The organism is Arenibacter echinorum (assembly GCF_003259375.1).
Lineage (GTDB): Bacteria > Bacteroidota > Bacteroidia > Flavobacteriales > Flavobacteriaceae > Arenibacter > Arenibacter echinorum.
In genome coordinates this window covers 82,020-100,278 of sequence record NZ_QLLN01000007.1, presented here as the reverse complement: position 1 = coordinate 100,278, position 18,259 = coordinate 82,020, and the positions used below count along the sequence as shown (strand labels likewise).

The window sequence follows — 18,259 nt, the reverse complement described above, 5'->3', positions numbered from 1 at the left end:
CTTGTTCCTTTTTTTGATACATGTTTTTGGTGTTTCATTCTTAAAAGTAAAGGGGATAACTTAATGGAAAAGAACTACGCTACAAATCACAGATATTCACCATACCGATATCAACACTTAGCTTGAGGTGAAAAAATGACTATTTTAGTTTTGTTGTCAAAATTGTTAATTGTCCTGCATATAGCAGTGAAGGTATTTTCGTAATTTGTTTCCTATGAAAAGAAGAAATTTTTTTGGCAATTTGGCCGCAGGTACGGGGTTGTTGGTCCTAAACCCCATTTATGCATCCCAAGGAAAAAAGCATTCTAAAAAAGTCGATAGTATAATTATAGAAGGAAGGGCCTTAAAAGCAGATCTTGTAATAATCGGTGGGGGAACGGGTGGTTGTGCCACAGCCTATGGGGCGCTTCGCAACGGCTTAACGGTAATAATGACCGAGGAAACAGATTGGATTGGCGGTCAATTAACGCAACAGGGCGTACCCCCTGATGAGCATAAATGGATCAATGATTTTGGTGCTACCGCGTTATATAGGGAGTTTAGAAAAAAAGTTAGGGAATATTATCGCAATAATTATCCAATAAAAGAACAGTATGTCAATAACGAGAGGTTTAATCCTGGGAATGCCAGTGTTTCGGAAATTAGCCATGAGCCCAAAATATCGTTACGGGTGTTGGAAACCATGTTCGATCCGTATATCAGTGCCGGTAAACTGGTCCTATTAAGGGAAACAATGGCTTTGGACGCCTCTACCAAGGGGAACAAAGTGCAATCGGTAAGGGTTATAAACCTTTCCACAGGGGAGAAAAGGAATTTAGAGGCACCTTTCTTTGCGGACGCAACAGAATTAGGCGATTTATTGCCCATGACTGGTACAGAGTATGTTACCGGTGCCGAAGCCAAATCGGATACAGGAGAACTACATGCGACAGAAATAGCAGATCCTACAAATAATCAGGCCTTTACCGTCTGTTTTGCAATGGACTACAGGCCGAATGAGGATTGGACTATAGAAAAACCCGAAGAGTATGGGTTTTGGCGCGACTTTAGACCCGAAATGAAATCGCCATGGGCGGGGAAATTATTGGAGCTCAATTATTCCAACCCACGCACCCTCTTGCCAAAGAATTTAGGGTTCGATCCCAGGGGAAATAGCTTGGGGGAGGTGTTGAACCTATGGAATTATCGCAGAATATTGGCCAAGGATAATTTTGAAGAGGGTTTTTTTCAAGGTGATATCACCCTAGTGAATTATCCCCAGAACGATTATTTTTTAGGCAATGTGGTCGATGTAAGTGATGAGGAGCTAAAATATCATATTAACAGGGCCAAACAATTAAGTCTGTCCCTCTTGTATTGGCTGCAAACGGAAGCCCCCAGGGCTGATGGCGGAAAAGGGTGGCCGGGAATTAGATTGAGGCCAGATGTCATGGGAACCAATGACGGACTTGCGAAATATCCTTATATAAGGGAGGCTAGAAGAATAAAGCCTTTATTTAGGATCACCGAACATCATGTGGGAAAAACCCAAAGAGCAGCTATCCAAGGAGTTTCGGAGGCTGAGGCCAGGGCCAAATATTTTGAGGATAGTGTGGGGATAGGATATTATCATATAGATCTGCATCCAAGTAGTGGCGGGGATAATTATATCGACTTTGCCTCCCTTCCCTTTCAGATTCCATTGGGAGCCCTAATTCCGCAAAGGATGGAAAATATATTTCCGGTAAATAAAAATATTGGAACCACCCACCTTACAAACGGATGTTATAGGCTGCATCCTGTAGAATGGAGTATAGGTGAGGCCATAGGAATGTTTGTGCCTTTTTTAATGGAATTGGGCAGAAGCCCCCAAGAGGTTTATAAGGATTCCGCTGCGGTGCGAAAATTTCAAAGCCTCATTCGTAGTCAGGGGGTAGATACCCATTGGCCTTATGAAAAAATGTAAAGGGATAGGGTGTGTTTTTGCCTTTGCCCAATAATTAAAAGTTTGAATTAAGTTAGTAGAGTTTAAAAATGAACGATGTTAAACTGTTGTTCCTTTTTTACTTTGATCCACTGGAGATTCATTAATTCTAATACTTATTAGGACCCAATTGGTATTGGCCAACAGGTCTATATTAATATGGTCAATTGAAATTAATAATGGTAATATAATCTTAATGAATCTTTATTTATCCAATATAAAGATTCAAATCTTTTTTTGGACATGACACTTGCCTGATTGTATATAAAATTTTTGTCAAACCCTACAGTCAACTCCCACTCCGATTTATCTTGAATGACATTCATGGTATTAAACGTATTAGCATCTGCATTATGGATTTTGTGTCCTTGCCAATATACATTTCGATATATTTTTATATATTCACCCCCCATCAATTCATATTCATTAACGGAACATTTTTTTACTAATTGACAGTTTTCAGGAGTGGCACACATCAAAAAGTAAATAAAGTTTTTGTCTTTAAAATAATTTTTTGGTGGATTGTGTGTATAATATGTGTTGTTAAGTTTTAAAGAATCTTCACTAAACTTAAATAAATAATTAAATGTTTTGCAATCAATGGTTTTATCAATAGCGATGGCTTTGTTGTCAACATATACCATATCTATTAAAACATCTTCTTCCAGAATAATAGACCATTTTCCATTTTCTCCCCGACTACAAAGTAAATTGTTTCTTTGGGTCCTATTATTACATGTTAAATTAATAGCCAATATTATTAAGGAAAGTAGCGTTATTATTTTTGCTTTATTTTCCATAAAAAAGTTGTGGTTGAATCGATGTGTTGAGTTTTCTTTTTTATATATCTGTTTAAGCAAGAATTGGCGAAAGTCCAACTAGTTTGCCGCCTGATTCCCTCCGCAATATCCGTCATCGGCCCATGAGAACTACTTAATCCATGTTGATCCCAAATTTCATAAGTTGGATTGCATGGGTCTGAAAATTTATTAATGATCAATACCAATGTATGAAAACCATCAGTAACAGTAAAGTAATATATATGAAAACCCAATTCTTTGTTTCGTAAATCGTCTTCAAAAATTTTGGTTAGTGCGCTTTTACCGGTTGCATTAAATTCAATTATATCATATTTTACTATGCCATATTGAACCTTCGCATCATTATCATCACTGGCATTATAAATCAAATCTTTGTTAACGTTGTTTACCCTATATCCGTTGAAGGCGTGATATGCAGACGTAAAGCCCTTTTTTTGGAAGTATTTGCCTCTGTCAACTGCGGATTTACCAGAAAAACTAACCTTGTTTTTACGCTTATGAGTAGTTCTTTCAACAGCATAAAAATGTGTAATATCGCCTAAGAGTTCCGATAGCCCTCTTTCCGATGCTGCCATACAATAGTTACCCGAATATTCCGCTATACGAGGTTCTTTATTAACTTCGGGAGCGACATATTTTAATTCAGATACAAGCAAATCGTTTTTAGCCTTATTAAATACATCCTTATTTTCATGAAATTTGAATAAAACTTTTTTCTTTACAATTCCGTCTACGCTGATTTCCAAAGTGGCAGGGCCTGCACTTTTGGACTGAATAAAAGTTTTAAAAGCCCATGCATCTTCTACCATTACTATTTTGGTGGATAATGTCACGGAACGGTTGGAACAGGTTAACGACACTACGTGCATAGTGCCTCCAATCCATTTATAAGTGCCATCCAATTTAAATTTCAATAAAAACTGGGTATTCAACGGCAGGTTTTCGTATTCTTTGCAAAAATCAATAATAACATTTGCCATGGGAAAATAGTAAAAAGAGTTATCTATTGTTCAATCCAATTTCCGGTAGCGTCTTTTTTCCAGGTGGGCAAAGAATCATCTGCTCTTAATTTAACCAGATTGGTTGGAATTCTCACTTCCCATGGATCACCCTGTGGAATTTCATCTCCTGGACGGTCCAATCTTTCTGCGATTTCATCGGCTATCGGTAAGTACAGATCACTTGAAATTGCTGGCAACGGGCCACCATTCCAGATTTCGCCAAATGTCAAAAAATGGTCCAATGCCCCTTCGAATCCGGGTCTCACCGGAACAACTGCTCTACAGTAACCCGCTTTAATAAATTGATTAAAAAGGGGGTCTGGATCATCATAGGCTATTCTCTCTTCCCATTTGCTTTTTCTACCCCAGAAATAAGGATATGTAAGCCAAGTGATATGTTCCCATTCAAAAGCCTGTTCAAAAAAACGTACATAAGGGCCTTCGGCTTCATTTTCATATAAATTAACTTGTGGCAATCCATTAATGCCATTCTCAATGGAATTGAATAAATCAAAGTGCTGATTCGTTAAAATAGCAACACAATTTTTCTTTAATTCATCCTTCATTATTTCTAGATTTAAGGTGGGGTTCTTGCCTTTAATTTCAACACCGGCGTTTAATTCTGCGGCGGCAAGGCGTTCTTCATAATCAGCCAATTTCACCTTATATGATTCCATTAGTTTCCCATGAGTTTCCAGCTGCCATTTTTTGTACGCTCTGCTGGTTCTTAGACATTTGATCTCAAAGGCCACCGCTATATCGGAAACATCATTTGTTTTAAAAGCTAATGGAATACTTTCTGTTTCATTATTCAAATTAGTAATCCAAAGCCAATCCCCTTCAACAAATCGGTGTGTTCTTCTTCCAACAACCATGTCTACAACACGATTGCCGCTCCATTGATTACAAACAGCACCAACTGATGCCTGAATAGCCTGATATCCTTCATCAATCTGTACAATACCTGAATGATAATAATCGGTTTTATCGTCACCACCACCAGCACTGTAGTCCAAAGACTTTGTAATATATTCTTCTGGAGGTGGTACAATTCCAGTGGCGCCATAAGCGTGAATCCAAAAATTATAGTTGGTTTCATTGATTTGATTGGGGTTTAACGTAAAATCTATTGGTTTCTCAATCATCAATTTGCTTGCATGTGCAGTTTGCATGGACTCTACGATATAGGCTCCCGGTTCAGGTAACATAAAATCGTACATCATCCTTAAACCATAATTATACATTTGTGCTTCATAGACTTTTTCGACCCATTGGTAGACGCCAGATATGTGCCCCGTTCCAGCTTTATTGTCTAGTTCATGTATATTTTTTTCTTCAATTTCTGTTGTAATAATTATCCGGTTAGATTGTAAAATTCTTTCCGTAAGTTTTTCAACACTCCTTTGGGTCACGCTCTTACTAAAAGTAGCGGCAGTCTTAGTGGCTTCTTCTTTTGAGGTGCTCAATGAGCCTTCTGCACTTGCCGAAAAGCTGACGGTAGGGCCGTAAGTTCCTGATACTGATAGTCCAGCCTTTAGAGAGGCTTCTTGTTCAATCGTTTTACTCGTTTCTCTACTTAACTCAAATCGGTCAGTGCTTTCTAATTCTCTTTCTTCGGTCTGAATCTTTTCTGTTTCAATAAAAGTATCATTTATGGTCTGATTGAATCTTCTGTGTTCCCTAGATTTTAATTCACCTTTTAATATATTTTCTATATGGGCAACATCCCGGCCCTCATAGGATTTTAATTGTTGTTTCACTATCAGTAGATCTGCCACTCCTGAAGGCGATGCTTTACCTTTAGTTTTTGGTATTCTATCATCTAACATAAAAAAATCCTTAAGATTGAAATCTTGATGGAGAGGTAGATAACCCCACATCGATTTTGTGGGTACAGATGTTTTTACGATTATATTTCCGATGCGGCTTAATGAATTTATTTTTTGGGATTGGGTAGAAATTTCCAATTCGCTTGACAACTCCTCCATTTCAAATTTTAATTTTACCACTACTTTATCTATACCCATTTCGGTAATGCTTAATTTTCTTTCTTTTAGAAGATTTAAAGATGATGTGGAAAGCATTTTCTCGGTCCCAGTTTTGAACTTGAAAAGTGTAGAGGTCATGTTAATTGGCTTGAAGTCGTCCACACCGGTAAAAAATTGCCTTTGAGGCTTAGTCTCAGGGGTCGACTTCTCTGCAATTGGGGATTTTATATGAAAGGCATCTTGCAAATTTACTCCTCTTTCAATTTGGGTTTTGGCATTTAATACCTGTAATTGCCCCAAAGAATTTAATTTATGAACATTATCCATAAACACATTCAGTGGTCTAACTTCTTTAGGAGGAAGAAATCCCTTATTGGCTTTTTGAGAGGTTGTTTCTAGATTGGTGTGATCAATATTCATGATTTCTTTGATGGCATATTGTAATTTGCCATACAATTCAGCTTTATTCTGAATGCTTTTCCTTATTTCATCTTGTTTTTTTTGTTCTGCTTCTTTTTGTTTTTTTATTTCTTCTTCATTTTGACCCAAAATGCTTTTTAATTCTGCTTGGGTCGGAAGTCGAAGTACTCGTTCCCTATTTTTTTTTAGTTGTGCCGCGGTTTGTAAATAATTTGGATCGGACACAAATAGGTTAATTATTTCTAAATCTCTTAGAGCATTGGTTAAATCTTCGATTGGTTTATCATGTTGCTCGGGCAAGTATTTAATAGCAATAATGCTATCCTTGAGGTTTTTTATTGCTTCTATATAATCATTATCTTTTACTACAGTAGAGGCTGTAGCACCAAATGCATCTTTTATTGCATCTTTTATGGCATCTGAAGGGATATTGCTTTTATTGGAGAGCTGGTCAAGAGCAGCTTGAAATAAGAGAAGCTTACTTAATATTTTCAGATCTGACGTTGATTTGATGAAAGATTTTGATTTTACATACTCAGTGGATACAGTTTTAAGCAGATCTCTAGTGTTTTTTTTGCCTATTGCTTTGGCTAAATCTATTTGAAAATTTGATTTTTGTGTTAATTCAATAATGGAATCGTCTTGAATTTTAACAGCTGGTCTGTGTAGAACGAATTTGAATAATGGCTCCATGATTTTAAGATTTATATTAATATGTTCACGACAACTACTAAGTGTTTATGCTTTTAAAAGTCATTTAGCAGTGTCAATAGTAAGAGTGAATAGTTATTAATTTTATTGAAATTAAAATGCTGGGGGAAGTCACTTATTATGGGGGGCTAATATTTCGGGACTAAAGAATTATTTACGTGTACAAGTATTCCTTAATAAATGTAAGAAATCTTAAATTACTAAAGGTAAAATCTGTATGAATGTGTAAGAAAAATGTGTGGTCGGGTTAAATTTCAATATTATTTGATTATTCAATGGCTTAAACTCCTATCGGAGAGTTAAATACAATTTTTTTAACTTTAGCAGATTACGACCAGATAAATAATAAAGTATTCCTTGCTTTAATTAACCCTTCCTCCATAATCATAATTAATTACTATATATGTTTTATGAACCCCAGATAATAAAAATATTGGAACCACCCACCTTACAAACGGATGTTATAGGCTGCATCCTGTAGAATGGAGTATAGGTGAGGCCATAGGAATGTTTGTGCCTTTTTTAATGGAATTGGGCAGAAGCCCCCAAGAGGTTTATAAGGATTCCGCTGCGGTGCGAAAATTTCAAAGCCTCATTCGAAGTCAGGGGGTAGATACCCATTGGCCTTATGAGAAAATGTGAAAGAAAGGGAGATTACTTAACATTTGATTGCAGTTGTTTCTGCTCGTTCTTTGTGGCCACAAACCTAATCACTTCCGCTTCTCCCTTATGGAATTCACCTTCGTCAAGTAGGATTGATCGCTGTTCCAAAAACTCAAATTTTAATCCCGAAAATTCTTCCTGGATTTCCTCGACGGAAAATAACATTTCTTTTGTTTTAGGTCCGCCCGAACTGTTTTTTAACTGCTCTTTCGCAAAAGCCTCGAAGAAGACTTTGCCATTGGGCTTTAAAAATTGAAGTAAATGTTGGTGTGCCTGTTGGCGTATGTTTTTTGGGAAATGGGCATATATAAGGGCCAACACATCAAACCGTTCCTCGGTCGTGAATTTTAGGACATCACTTACTTGGTAATTTATTTTTACATTTTCGTTCCCTGCCAATTTTAGGGCCTTCTTTTTAGCGTTACCGCTACTGTCAAAAGCCGTCACGTTCCAACCTTGTTTTACTGCATATACCGCGTTACGCCCTTCGCCCTCGGCCGGCAAAAGGATATTGCCGGGTTTAGAAAGGCCTAGCTGCTCTTTCAAGAAATGGTTTGGCGAGGTGCCATAAACATATTCCGTAGCATTGTAGCGTTCGTTCCAAAAATCTTTTGGTTGATCTTTCATATATTTCTAAATAAATCTTCTTATACCCTTGTTAAAAATTTGATACTTTGGAAATTCGCTAATCAGTTAAGGCATTAAACACAAACAATATATTTTCGCAATTTATACTTCAATCGGGATTGACGTTGAGATTGTTTTTATCTGGATTATTACTTAAAAAAGAGAAATGAGCCACTTTTTACAAATGGCCCTCTCTCTTAAAAATTATGGAAGACTGTGATTTTTGTTAACTTTTATAAGCGGAAAACATCCAGGCTAGTTTTTCCTGTTCTACGATATATTCGCTCATCAGTGCTACCGTGCCCTCATCGCTGGCATCGGCCGCAATTTTTAATATGGATCTTTCCTCCTCCAATAGTATTTTCAATGCCTTAAGAATATTTTCAATGGCAATTTCACCATCGGCAACATTCTCGACCGACTTTATTTTGGCATTCTCTAAATATTTGTGAAAGGTATGAAATGGGGATTGACCCAAAGTAAGTATTCGTTCTGCAATTTCATCCACTTTTAACAGGGCATTGTTGTATAGTTCTTCAAATTTTAAATGAAGTTCAAAAAATTTCTTCCCCTGTATATTCCAATGGTACCCTCTCAGATTCATATAGAATATCTGATAGTTGGCTAAAAGTTCATTTAATTTCTCTGCCGTTTTAATAGAGCTTTTTTCGTTTAGTCCAATTATGTTCAAATTTGTGTTCGCCATGATGTTATTATTTAAATTCATTAATTTGTTCCCCAAGATCTAATACTTGGATGTCTTTCAATTCCTTGGTCAATATGCTGCTGCCAACGGCACTTCTATATCCACCGGCACAATGCACAACTATTGGCTTGTCTGTAGGGATTTTATTTGCCGTTTTCCTCAATTCATTGAGTGGGTGGGAAAGGGCGTTTTCAAAGAATTTTTCTTCTTCTACTTCGCTTTGGTTACGAACGTCCAGTATAGTGTATTTTTTGGGATTGTTCCTAAAATCATTTATATCGATCTGTGGCAGTTTTATCAAATTCCCTTCCGGAAGGGTCACTACCGCTTGCAGTTGATTTTCGTAGCCAATTTTTGCCACGCGGTTTAAAATGTGGTCCAAATCTTCTGGACTGTCAATAACCAAACTAAATTTCTCCTTGGGCTCCACGATGGCACCCAGCCAAGTCTCAAACCTTGAATCTTCGGAAGTTGCTGGAATATTGATGCTTCCCTTTAGGAATCCTTTTTTAAATTCGATTTCGTTACGTACGTCAACGATGAGTCTATCTAAAGAAGTATTCATCTTAAAAGGCACTGCTGCAATAGCTGTCCTTAGATTGGCTCCACCTGATTTGTTAATATCTACGTTAAATCCGAAATATGATGGGATAAACGGTTGGCTATCGAGTAGTTTTTCTACGAATTGATCTTGTGTCTGTTTCTTAAATGCCCAATTTCCCATTCGTTCATTGCCCAAAGTACTGCTGTTGGCTTCACTTAAACTCTTTCCACATAATGAACCGGCTCCGTGAGCGGGATATACTACGGCACTATCCGGTAGCTCTGTAAACTTATGTTGGATGGTGTGATACATAGCTTCGGCAAGTTCCTGGCGTTTTGCCTTGATATTCCCTGCTTTCTCCCTCAAATCTGGTCGCCCAACATCACCAATAAACAAAGTGTCGCCCGTGAATAAGACGGTCTCATCCCTTTGCGTGGCAACTACGGTAATGCTGTCCGGTGAATGACCGGGCGTATTTATGGCATTTAGGGTAGCATTTCCTATTTTGATACTGTGGCCTTCATCAAAAGGGGTATAAGGGTATTCCGCGCCTAATTTCTCACTATTATAAATGATGGCTCCGGTTTCATTGTGAATCTGCAAATGTGAACTTACAAAATCGGCATGGGGATGGGTTTCGACCACCGCAACTATCTTTGCCTTGTTCACTTTGGCAAATGCATAATACTGCATCGGGTTGCGTTCCGGGTCAATGATTGCCATTTCACCATTGCTGACCACAGCATAAGAATAATGGGACAAGGGCTTATATTCAAATTGTTTTACCTTCATTTTTATTCCTCTTAAATTCTGTACTAAATTATAAAAAAGCTAAGTGGTGGGCTGTAACCTATGATACATAAGCTTCAATTTTAAAAAGGGTGTTCATTTTCGAATCTTCTGGAACAGTTCATTGCAATTAAAGGATTTTTCTTCCTGGATGCTTTGGGTCAAGCAATTTAAAATGATTCCGGAGCATTACGGCAAAGCCTTAGTCTCATCTATAGATAAGGGATAGTTGCCCAATGGCCTTGCAAAAAAATGTATAAATAATTGGTTGGAACAACCTTTTCGACCAGAGCAATCTAAAAAGTACCTTCCTACGACTTGGGCAGGGCACTTTTTAATTGGTAACATCCATAAAGTGAATAGTCTTAGTTGAAAACGTACCCCAAAAGCCAATATAGGATCAGAAATACAATGATGGCACCTATGCATCCACATTTTCCTCCCCCTATTTTTTTGGCTCCCCAGCCGGCCAAGAGTGCCCTAAATATTTTTTGCATGGTACTTTTATTTTAATTCAATGGAATTGATCTGTTCAATAGACTGTTATATAAATCTGCTGCTTACTAATATCTTTATGTTATGCCACAAGGATGTCTTTATAGTATAAAAGTAGAAACAAACCATTTTTGAAATTATCAGAATCGATTAATAAATTGATTCGTACCAATAAGAGTATGTTTTCTGGGAAATTCTTGGATTTATGAGAAGTGTCAATTGATATTATTGGTAAGAGCAGGCTAGAATTAACGTGGTGTTAAACTTAAAAGTTGTTGGGGAACTGGACTCGAACCAGTGACCTTCGGGTTATGAGTTTGGTCAAAAAACCAACAAATACTATATATCACCCAAAATATTTTCTATCTAAGTCAAAAAACTGTAAAACCCTGTACGGACCGTGTACTCTGGTTAAACAATAAATATTTTCTACAATTTAAGGTAAAATATGAACATAAACCAAGAAATTTATGGAATAACTTTTTGTTTCCCATTGAAGAATTTGAGGGAATCGAAAAATAGATTAAACGCAACTTTAATAATAGTGAAATAGGAATAATTCAATAATCCTTCCACGCAGCCAGGCAAAATTAAATTACTTTATCTCAAGGACGACTGTCTCTTTTGTTTATTGAAATTAAAAAGTAAAAAAAGCACAGCTTCCATTTTAGTGCCCAGTTTTTCGGTAAGAATTTTAAATGCACGGGTAATATGGCCTTCAACTGTTTTTAAGGAGATATTAAGGTATTCGGAGATTTCGGTATGGGTAAGGCCTTCCATTTTATTCATTAAAAATATTTCCCTACATTTTGCAGGTAAATTCTCGATTTCGGCATTCATTAATTTTATTAAGTCTCCCAATTCTTCCGGTTCTATGTCAATCACCAGGTCAATAGCCTCAAAATATTTTTTCTCCAGATATATTACGGGTTTATTCTTTCTGTATTGATCAATAAACTCATTATAGACGGACTTATACAAATAACTCTTGATGGATAAGTCTGGATTTATTTTTATTCTCTTTACCCAGAGCTTTACAAATACGTTTTGAACAATATCTTCGGCCAAGGCATGATCATAGCACAAAGATTGTGCATAGGCGCACAAACTTTGGTAATAAAATTCCATTAAGAAATCATAGGCTTTTGAGTCACCGGAAATTAATCTTTGAGCTAAAAATAAGTTTCTTTTACTGTCCATTTAAATTAGGTTATTCTGAATATTGGAACACAATATTAGTAAATATCTAAAAATAATTGCAAAAAATTAGAGGGGTATTAAAAAATAGCACGTATTAGGTTTATAAGTGTTGATAATTCAAATGACCAAATCAGAAAAAATAATCGTTAAGTTTCTAAATCAAGAAGCAAATCATTCCGAGTTGGAAAAATTGGAAGGTCTACTTAAGAATGAGGAGGGCATACAAATCTTCAATAGTTATGTTAAAACACAATACCTAAGTACACTTTCCATGAAAGAATACGATGTTAATAAGGCCAAGGAGACCATCAAAACCAGGCTGAAAAATGAAAAGCGCATAAAAAGGACAAACCTATATAAGAGAATGGGAGTAGCTGCCTCAGTAATGTTGATGTTGGGAATGGCCTTTTATCTGTTGCATACCACTAACACAGTAAACCGGACTGAAGTTCAAAAGCAGCCTCAATTAATTATAGCGGGTACCGATAAGGCCATTCTTACTCTTGAAAATGGAGATGAAGTTGCTCTGGAAAAAGGGAAAAAATTTGAAACAGGGAAAGTCAGTAGCAATGGGGAAGAATTGGTATATGCCGAAAAAGAGCAAAGTGATGTTGTCGAAAAAGAACAGTCTTATAATTACTTGACTATACCAAGGGGAGGTCAGTTCTTTGTCCAGTTATCTGATGGTACGGAAGTTTGGTTAAATTCTGAAACCAAATTAAAATATCCGGTAACTTTTAAGGACGGTCTTACCCGCAAGGTGGAACTGTTATATGGCGAGGCCTATTTTAAGGTGTCACCAAGTAAAGATCACAAGGGAGCCGCATTTAATGTGCTTACGAAATCTCAAGAAATAGATGTGCTTGGTACTGAGTTTAATATTAAGGCCTATAACAATGATCAAATTATGGCCACTACCTTGGTAGAGGGGAAAATTAGAATCAAAAAAGGGGAGGTAAGTGAAACCTTGGCGCCCAATCAACAAGCAAAAATTAGTCATGAAAGTGATAATATAGACATTCAAGAAATAGATGTCTCCCAGGAAATCTCATGGGTGAAAGGTTTGTTTTCCTTTAATGAAAAACCCTTGGAGGAAATATTGACAGTCCTTTCAAGATGGTATGATACCGAGGTTATTTTTGAGAATGCCAAACAAAAGAAATTTGTTTTTACAGGAATATTGGAAAGAACCAAAGCGGTAGAAGATATTCTTAATCTTATTGAGGCCACCAGTGAGGGTCAATTAGAATTTGAAATTAACGATAAAACAATTTACATTAAATAAAAAAAAGGAAAAGGCCAGCACCTTCCACAGCAATAGCCTTTTTCCCAGTAGGTCAATTAAAACAATGTTTAACTAAACCATCACAAATTTATGAAAATTAAATTAATCAACCGACCACCTTGCCTATTTGGCAAAGTTTTCTTACACCTAATTATGAAATCCATAATTTTTCTATTTTGTTCGATTTCATTAGCACTAAACCCTATCAAGGGGACAGGCCAAAATGCAGAGATTATTGTCGAGTCAGATGTGACCTTGAATGTTAAACAGGTCTTTCGGCTAATCAACAAGCAGACCGATTATAAGTTTATCTATCGACACGACTTGCTCAAAGCCGCACCGAATATCCAACTCAAGAAGGGAGTGATTAAGGCAGGGGATTTATTGGATAAAACACTGTCGCCTTTAAGTTTTACTTACAACTTCACAGATGGCTCCACTATTGTAGTTAAAAAAGGTTCAGTGGATTCTTCTGAACGTAGTTCAGATAAGATTTTGGATAAGAAATTGCAATTTCAAGTGAGTGGTACGATAAGGGATAATGACGGTACCCCGTTGCCAGGGGCAAATATTCTTGAAAAAGGCACTACAAATGGAACACAAGCTGATTTTGATGGTAATTTTTCAATTTCTGTGGAGAACGAAAATGCCGTTTTAGTGGTTTCATATGTCGGTTTTGCAAACAAGGAGGTACCACTTAATGGACAGACTAATATTTCGGTTGGTTTAGTGGAAAGTGCAGCCGGATTGGACGAGGTAGTTGTAATAGGATACGGTAGCATGCGAAAAAGTGATTTAACGGGTTCAATTGTCTCCATTTCATCAGATCAAATCACTCAAGGGCAACCCACAAGTTCGGCAAGGGCCATTCAAGGAAAAGCTGCAGGGGTCAGGGTGACTCAAAAATCGGGGCGGCCTGGGGATGAGGTAATTATTCGCATTCGAGGAGGAAATTCCTTGTCTGGGGGTAATGATCCTTTATACGTGGTTGATGGATTGCCAGTTGAAGGATTGGGGGCAGATTTTAATCCTGAGGATATTTCTTCAATGGAAATTTTAAAAGATGCATCAGCGACCGCAATTTATGGTTCCAGAGGTTCCAATGGAGTTGTGCTTATTACTACAAGAAGAGGCAAAGAAGGCAAGGGAACAATTAATTATCACGGTTATTATGGGGTTCAGAGTTTAAGAAAGAAAATCGACCTTTTGGATAAAACAGATTATGTGGCCATGCAAAATGAAATTGCTGTTAAAGAAGGAGGCACTGTTTTAAGTCCTTCAGAAATTGCGGCTTTACCAAATAATGACTGGCAAGACCTTGCCTATAGGAACGCATTATGGCAAAGTCATCAGCTAACGGCATCTGGTGGAAATGAGAATGCGAAGTTTTATAGCTCCGTAAATTACATGAATCAGGAAGGTATTCTTAAAGGCTCTGATTATAACCGTATTGGATTAAGATTAAATGGTGATCTAAAATTAAGTGAAAAGCTAAGTGTACAAGCTAACATTGGTTTTAACCGCTCTATTGACAATACGAGTAATTTTGCCGCAGACGGCTGGGGAGCTATTCCTTTTCAGGCAATTGTAATGGCGCCAACTACTCCTATATTCGATGAATCAGGAAATTATACAAAATTTACGGGTACGCCATGGGGAGGGACAAATCCCGTGGGTTATTCTCAATTGAGTAAAAGTGCCACTTCAAAATATAGAGTTGTATCAAATATCGCTGTTGATTATAAGATTATTGATGGTTTGATGTTGAAAGTGACTGCTGGGGTTGACGTAAATAATGCTAGCTATGATCAATATAATTCGATGAAACTTTCCGGTAGTGGTCCAAGCGGAGGGCAGGCATGGAAAAATAAAAGCAATTTTTACAGGCTGGTAAATGAAAATATCTTGAATTATACTAAATCTTTTAATGACGATAATCGACTTTCTGCGATGGCTGGTTTTTCATACCAAGAGGAAGTTACAGACTTTATGAATTCAGGCAGGTATTCCGGTTTTGTTAGCGATGTATTCGAAAACAATAACATGCAATCTGCAATTAATACAGTGCCATTATCTACGGGTTACTTGGACTCTAAGCTACTTTCATATTTAGGCCGATTAAATTATACATTTAAGGATAGGTACTTATTTACAGCCACTGGGCGATATGATGGTTCATCAAAATTTGGTATAAACAATAAATATGCTTTTTTTCCGTCGGCAGCTTTTGCATGGAGAGTTTCAGAAGAAAGCTTTATGGATAATGTAACATGGGTCAATAGCCTTAAATTACGTACTAGTATCGGGCAAGTTGGTAATCAAGCTATATCTCCTTATCAAACCCTGGATAGGTTAACCACGAATACGGCCGTATTCGGTAGTGGAGAGTCAGTTGGCTTTGTTGCTTCCGGTTTCTCCAACGAGAATTTAAAATGGGAAACAACTACCCAAACGGATGTAGGTATAGATCTTTCATTTTTGGACAGCAGATTTAATTTTGTTTTAGATTATTACCATAAAAAAACAACGGATTTGTTGTACAATGCAACTTTGCCACCCTCCTCCGGATATAGTTCCTCTACTCGAAACGTTGGAGAAATTGAAAATAAAGGATTGGAATTTGATCTTTCTTATAAGAATTTAGAGGGTGCTGTAAAATGGAATAGTTCCATAAATATGTCTTTCAACAGAAGTAAAGTTGTTGATTTAGGAAAGGATAATAATGGAAATGTTATTGAGCGTATTGATAGCCCAATAGCTGGAGGCAACTGGTTTCCGTTATTTAAAGATAATGCTCCTTTCCAATTATTCGGTTATGAACTTGATGGCATTTATCAAACAGATGCCGAAGCAGCTGTATTAGAACCAGGTAAAAAAGCCGGAGATTATAGGATTGTAGATATTAATGATGATGGGATTATAAATGGACAAGATCAGAAGTTATTAACGCATCTTGAGCCAAAGCTTGTTTTTGGTATGAACAATGAAATAAGGTATAAAAATTTTGAATTAAGCTTTTTGATCGTTGGGAGTTATGGGAACGATATAGTAAACGAATTTAACAAGTATTATACAGCCTTGGGAGGAAAGTGGAACGTTACACAGGAATCCTGGGACAATAGATGGACTGGTCCTGGTTCTACAGGTACTTATGCCACTGCGTCTTCATCTGCAACAGACAATATCACTTTTGGTTCACCAAGTTCTTTGTGGGTTGAAGATGGGTCTTATCTTAGGTTAAAAGATATAAAATTGGCTTATAATATTCCCAAGAGCATTAGCGAAAAAATAAACCTAGCGAACATTACTGTTTATGTTAGTGGAAGCAATCTACTAACCATAACAAAATACCCACATTATGATCCTGAGGCCTCTTGGACCTCATCTGCAGTCAATGGTTGGGATCGTGGGGTGTACGCATCCTCCAAAACAATAACTGGTGGAATCCAAATAACCTTTTAAATTAAAATAACATGAAAAATTTAATCATATTATTATGTGTGTTTTCTCTTTTCTTTACAGCATGTTCCGACATTCTGGAGGAAGAACCAAAAACATTTATATCGTCAGTTAATTTTTATAAGTCAGAAGCTGATTTCAATGCCGCGCTAATGGGGCTTTATGTAGATGTTAGGAATATAGGTTTACAAAAGAATTTACAAGAAGTTTTTGCGGATTACAGTGATTTTCCGGAATCGGCAGAGCAAACAGGAGATATCTGGCAAAATAATCCATCGGCAAATTTCTGGCCAATAAGGCAGAACTGGAGTTATCCATATGCAATTATAAATAATGCCAATTTGGTTTTGGCAGGGTTGGAGAATATTGAATTGGAAGCGGCTGTTGAAGCTGGGATTGAAGCCGAAGCAAAATGTTTGAGGGCATACGCGTATTTCCAGCTAGTTCAATTATATGGTGATATTCCTTTACGAACAGAACCTGTACGTTCTTTAGATGAAATCCAAAAGGAAAAGTCATCTCAAAACGACATTTATGATTTAATTATTAATGATCTTATTTTTGCCGAATCTAATTTACCCGATGATGCCGTGGACGAAGGACGTGTTTATAAATCAGCAGCTACAGGGTTATTGGCCAAGGTTTATTTAACAACGGCAGGGTATCCACTTAATATTACCGCAAACTATTCATTGGCAAAAACTAAGGCCGTTGAGGTAATTACATCTGATAAATTTCAATTGTTAGGGGATTATGCCCAAGTTTTTCATAACAATCGTTACACCTCCGAAACAATATGGGAAGCCTTGGTTTCGCCTCCTAATGTTGGTAACCCTTTACATCAAAACACTGCGCCAACTGGAAACCAGACCGCCACAATGTTGCCAACAGAAGCATTTATCAATAGTTTCGCCATTGGAGATAGGCGTATGGAATGGGGGATTAAAGATGGTTACACAAATGCGAAGGGAAATGAAATTGTAAGTCGCACGTATTACAATAAATTTATTGACGAACAATTCTTTGAAGATGAATTAAGCCCTGCAGAAACAAGCAGCACTCTTGATTATACAATCCCCATACTTCGCTTAGCCGAAATGTACCTTATAGCAGCTGAAGCAGAAAATGAAATGAATGGCCCAGCTGCTGCTTATGAATATATCAACAAAGTTAGGGAACGTGCGAGAATAGATAATGCTGATCCGTTGAATGTACCTGATCTGTCCGGACTAAGTCAAGAAGATTTCCGGGATGCGGTTTTAATGGAGAGGAAATGGGAGCTTCATCTTGAAGGCAGTGCCTGGTTTGATTTAAAGAGGACACAATCTTTTGATTTAGTGCAAGCTGCTAGAGGCACGGAATTGGTTGTGCCTATTGGTCCCTATAATAACACATGGCTTATTCCTGATTTTGAGATTTCGAACAATAATATAGATCAGAATCCTTCCTATGGTGGAAATTAGGATAGCTACCATCTAAGACGAAATTATATCAGTTCGTTTTGGATAGTTACATTAAATAAAAGTGGCGATTTTTTATCGCCACTTTTAATCAGGAAAACAAGTATCATCATTATTTACTTTAGGA

13 protein-coding genes are annotated in these 18,259 nt (G+C 37.1%); 5 read left to right on the top strand and 8 right to left on the bottom strand.

The window, feature by feature from the left end:
* Positions 1 to 214: 214 nt before the first annotated feature.
* A complete protein-coding gene (locus LV92_RS17645) occupies positions 215 to 1,945 on the top strand; it encodes an FAD-dependent oxidoreductase (protein ID WP_111624928.1) in 1,731 nt (576 codons plus the stop codon).
* A gap of 191 nt (positions 1,946 to 2,136) precedes the next feature.
* Here the strand turns inward: LV92_RS17645 and LV92_RS17640 are convergent, their stop codons facing one another.
* Genes LV92_RS17640 through LV92_RS17630 form a run of 3 tightly spaced genes read right to left on the bottom strand, consistent with a single transcriptional unit; the run spans position 2,137 to position 6,886 of the window.
* Positions 2,137 to 2,763, bottom strand: coding sequence for a DKNYY domain-containing protein (locus LV92_RS17640; RefSeq protein WP_111624927.1), 627 nt, complete (start codon positions 2,761 to 2,763; stop codon positions 2,137 to 2,139).
* Complete coding sequence (locus LV92_RS17635) at positions 2,742 to 3,764, bottom strand: hypothetical protein (RefSeq protein ID WP_111624926.1); 1,023 nt, start codon at positions 3,762 to 3,764, stop codon at positions 2,742 to 2,744. The genes LV92_RS17640 and LV92_RS17635 overlap by 22 nt, the downstream gene beginning before the upstream one ends.
* Positions 3,765 to 3,787: 23 nt before the next feature.
* Complete coding sequence (locus LV92_RS17630; RefSeq protein WP_111624925.1) at positions 3,788 to 6,886, bottom strand: hypothetical protein; 3,099 nt, start codon at positions 6,884 to 6,886, stop codon at positions 3,788 to 3,790.
* A 450-nt stretch (positions 6,887 to 7,336) separates the two neighbouring features.
* Between LV92_RS17630 and LV92_RS22185 the strand changes: the two genes are divergently transcribed.
* Positions 7,337 to 7,546, top strand: a complete 210-nt coding sequence (locus LV92_RS22185; protein ID WP_211323017.1) for an FAD-dependent oxidoreductase — start codon at positions 7,337 to 7,339, stop codon at positions 7,544 to 7,546.
* 12 nt (positions 7,547 to 7,558) lie between these two features.
* Here the strand turns inward: LV92_RS22185 and LV92_RS17620 are convergent, their stop codons facing one another.
* The 5 genes from LV92_RS17620 to LV92_RS17605 all read right to left on the bottom strand — a co-directional run bounded on the left by LV92_RS17620 (position 7,559) and on the right by LV92_RS17605 (position 11,928).
* A complete protein-coding gene (locus LV92_RS17620; RefSeq protein WP_111624924.1) occupies positions 7,559 to 8,194 on the bottom strand; it encodes a class I SAM-dependent methyltransferase in 636 nt (211 codons plus the stop codon).
* Between the two features lie 226 nt (positions 8,195 to 8,420).
* Positions 8,421 to 8,900, bottom strand: coding sequence for a Dps family protein (locus LV92_RS17615; protein WP_111625078.1), 480 nt, complete (start codon positions 8,898 to 8,900; stop codon positions 8,421 to 8,423).
* Between the two features lie 7 nt (positions 8,901 to 8,907).
* Positions 8,908 to 10,236, bottom strand: coding sequence for an MBL fold metallo-hydrolase (locus LV92_RS17610; RefSeq protein WP_111624923.1), 1,329 nt, complete (start codon positions 10,234 to 10,236; stop codon positions 8,908 to 8,910).
* 362 nt (positions 10,237 to 10,598) lie between these two features.
* Positions 10,599 to 10,730, bottom strand: coding sequence for a hypothetical protein (locus LV92_RS22095; RefSeq protein WP_262511305.1), 132 nt, complete (start codon positions 10,728 to 10,730; stop codon positions 10,599 to 10,601).
* A gap of 598 nt (positions 10,731 to 11,328) precedes the next feature.
* The gene (locus tag LV92_RS17605) at positions 11,329 to 11,928 is read right to left on the bottom strand and encodes an RNA polymerase sigma factor (protein ID WP_111624922.1); all 600 of its coding nucleotides are present in this window, start codon (positions 11,926 to 11,928) and stop codon (positions 11,329 to 11,331) included.
* Positions 11,929 to 12,049: 121 nt separating this feature from the next.
* On the opposite strand from LV92_RS17605, the gene LV92_RS17600 reads away from it, so the two are divergent.
* From LV92_RS17600 to LV92_RS17590, 3 genes are all read left to right on the top strand, one after another.
* Positions 12,050 to 13,213: a FecR family protein gene (locus tag LV92_RS17600; protein ID WP_111624921.1), complete on the top strand. Its 1,164-nt coding sequence runs from the start codon at positions 12,050 to 12,052 to the stop codon at positions 13,211 to 13,213.
* A gap of 153 nt (positions 13,214 to 13,366) precedes the next feature.
* Positions 13,367 to 16,675, top strand: a complete 3,309-nt coding sequence (locus LV92_RS17595; protein ID WP_170126354.1) for a SusC/RagA family TonB-linked outer membrane protein — start codon at positions 13,367 to 13,369, stop codon at positions 16,673 to 16,675.
* 11 nt (positions 16,676 to 16,686) lie between these two features.
* Entirely contained in the window at positions 16,687 to 18,135 is a 1,449-nt protein-coding gene (locus LV92_RS17590; protein ID WP_111624919.1) for a RagB/SusD family nutrient uptake outer membrane protein, read from the top strand.
* Positions 18,136 to 18,259: the final 124 nt, after the last annotated feature.

Bases quoted from the DNA above. Each gene is read 5' to 3' on its own strand.
- LV92_RS17645 (WP_111624928.1), top strand. From the start codon at position 215: ATGAAAAGAAGAAATTTTTTTGGCAATTTGGCCGCAGGTACGGGGTTG.
- LV92_RS17640 (WP_111624927.1), bottom strand. From the start codon at position 2,763: ATGGAAAATAAAGCAAAAATAATAACGCTACTTTCCTTAATAATATTG.
- LV92_RS17635 (WP_111624926.1), bottom strand. From the start codon at position 3,764: ATGGCAAATGTTATTATTGATTTTTGCAAAGAATACGAAAACCTGCCG.
- LV92_RS17630 (WP_111624925.1), bottom strand. From the start codon at position 6,886: ATGGAGCCATTATTCAAATTCGTTCTACACAGACCAGCTGTTAAAATT.
- LV92_RS17620 (WP_111624924.1), bottom strand. From the start codon at position 8,194: ATGAAAGATCAACCAAAAGATTTTTGGAACGAACGCTACAATGCTACG.
- LV92_RS17615 (WP_111625078.1), bottom strand. From the start codon at position 8,900: ATGGCGAACACAAATTTGAACATAATTGGACTAAACGAAAAAAGCTCT.
- LV92_RS17610 (WP_111624923.1), bottom strand. From the start codon at position 10,236: ATGAAGGTAAAACAATTTGAATATAAGCCCTTGTCCCATTATTCTTAT.
- LV92_RS22095 (WP_262511305.1), bottom strand. From the start codon at position 10,730: ATGCAAAAAATATTTAGGGCACTCTTGGCCGGCTGGGGAGCCAAAAAA.
- LV92_RS17605 (WP_111624922.1), bottom strand. From the start codon at position 11,928: ATGGACAGTAAAAGAAACTTATTTTTAGCTCAAAGATTAATTTCCGGT.
- LV92_RS17600 (WP_111624921.1), top strand. From the start codon at position 12,050: ATGACCAAATCAGAAAAAATAATCGTTAAGTTTCTAAATCAAGAAGCA.
- LV92_RS17595 (WP_170126354.1), top strand. From the start codon at position 13,367: ATGAAATCCATAATTTTTCTATTTTGTTCGATTTCATTAGCACTAAAC.
- LV92_RS17590 (WP_111624919.1), top strand. From the start codon at position 16,687: ATGAAAAATTTAATCATATTATTATGTGTGTTTTCTCTTTTCTTTACA.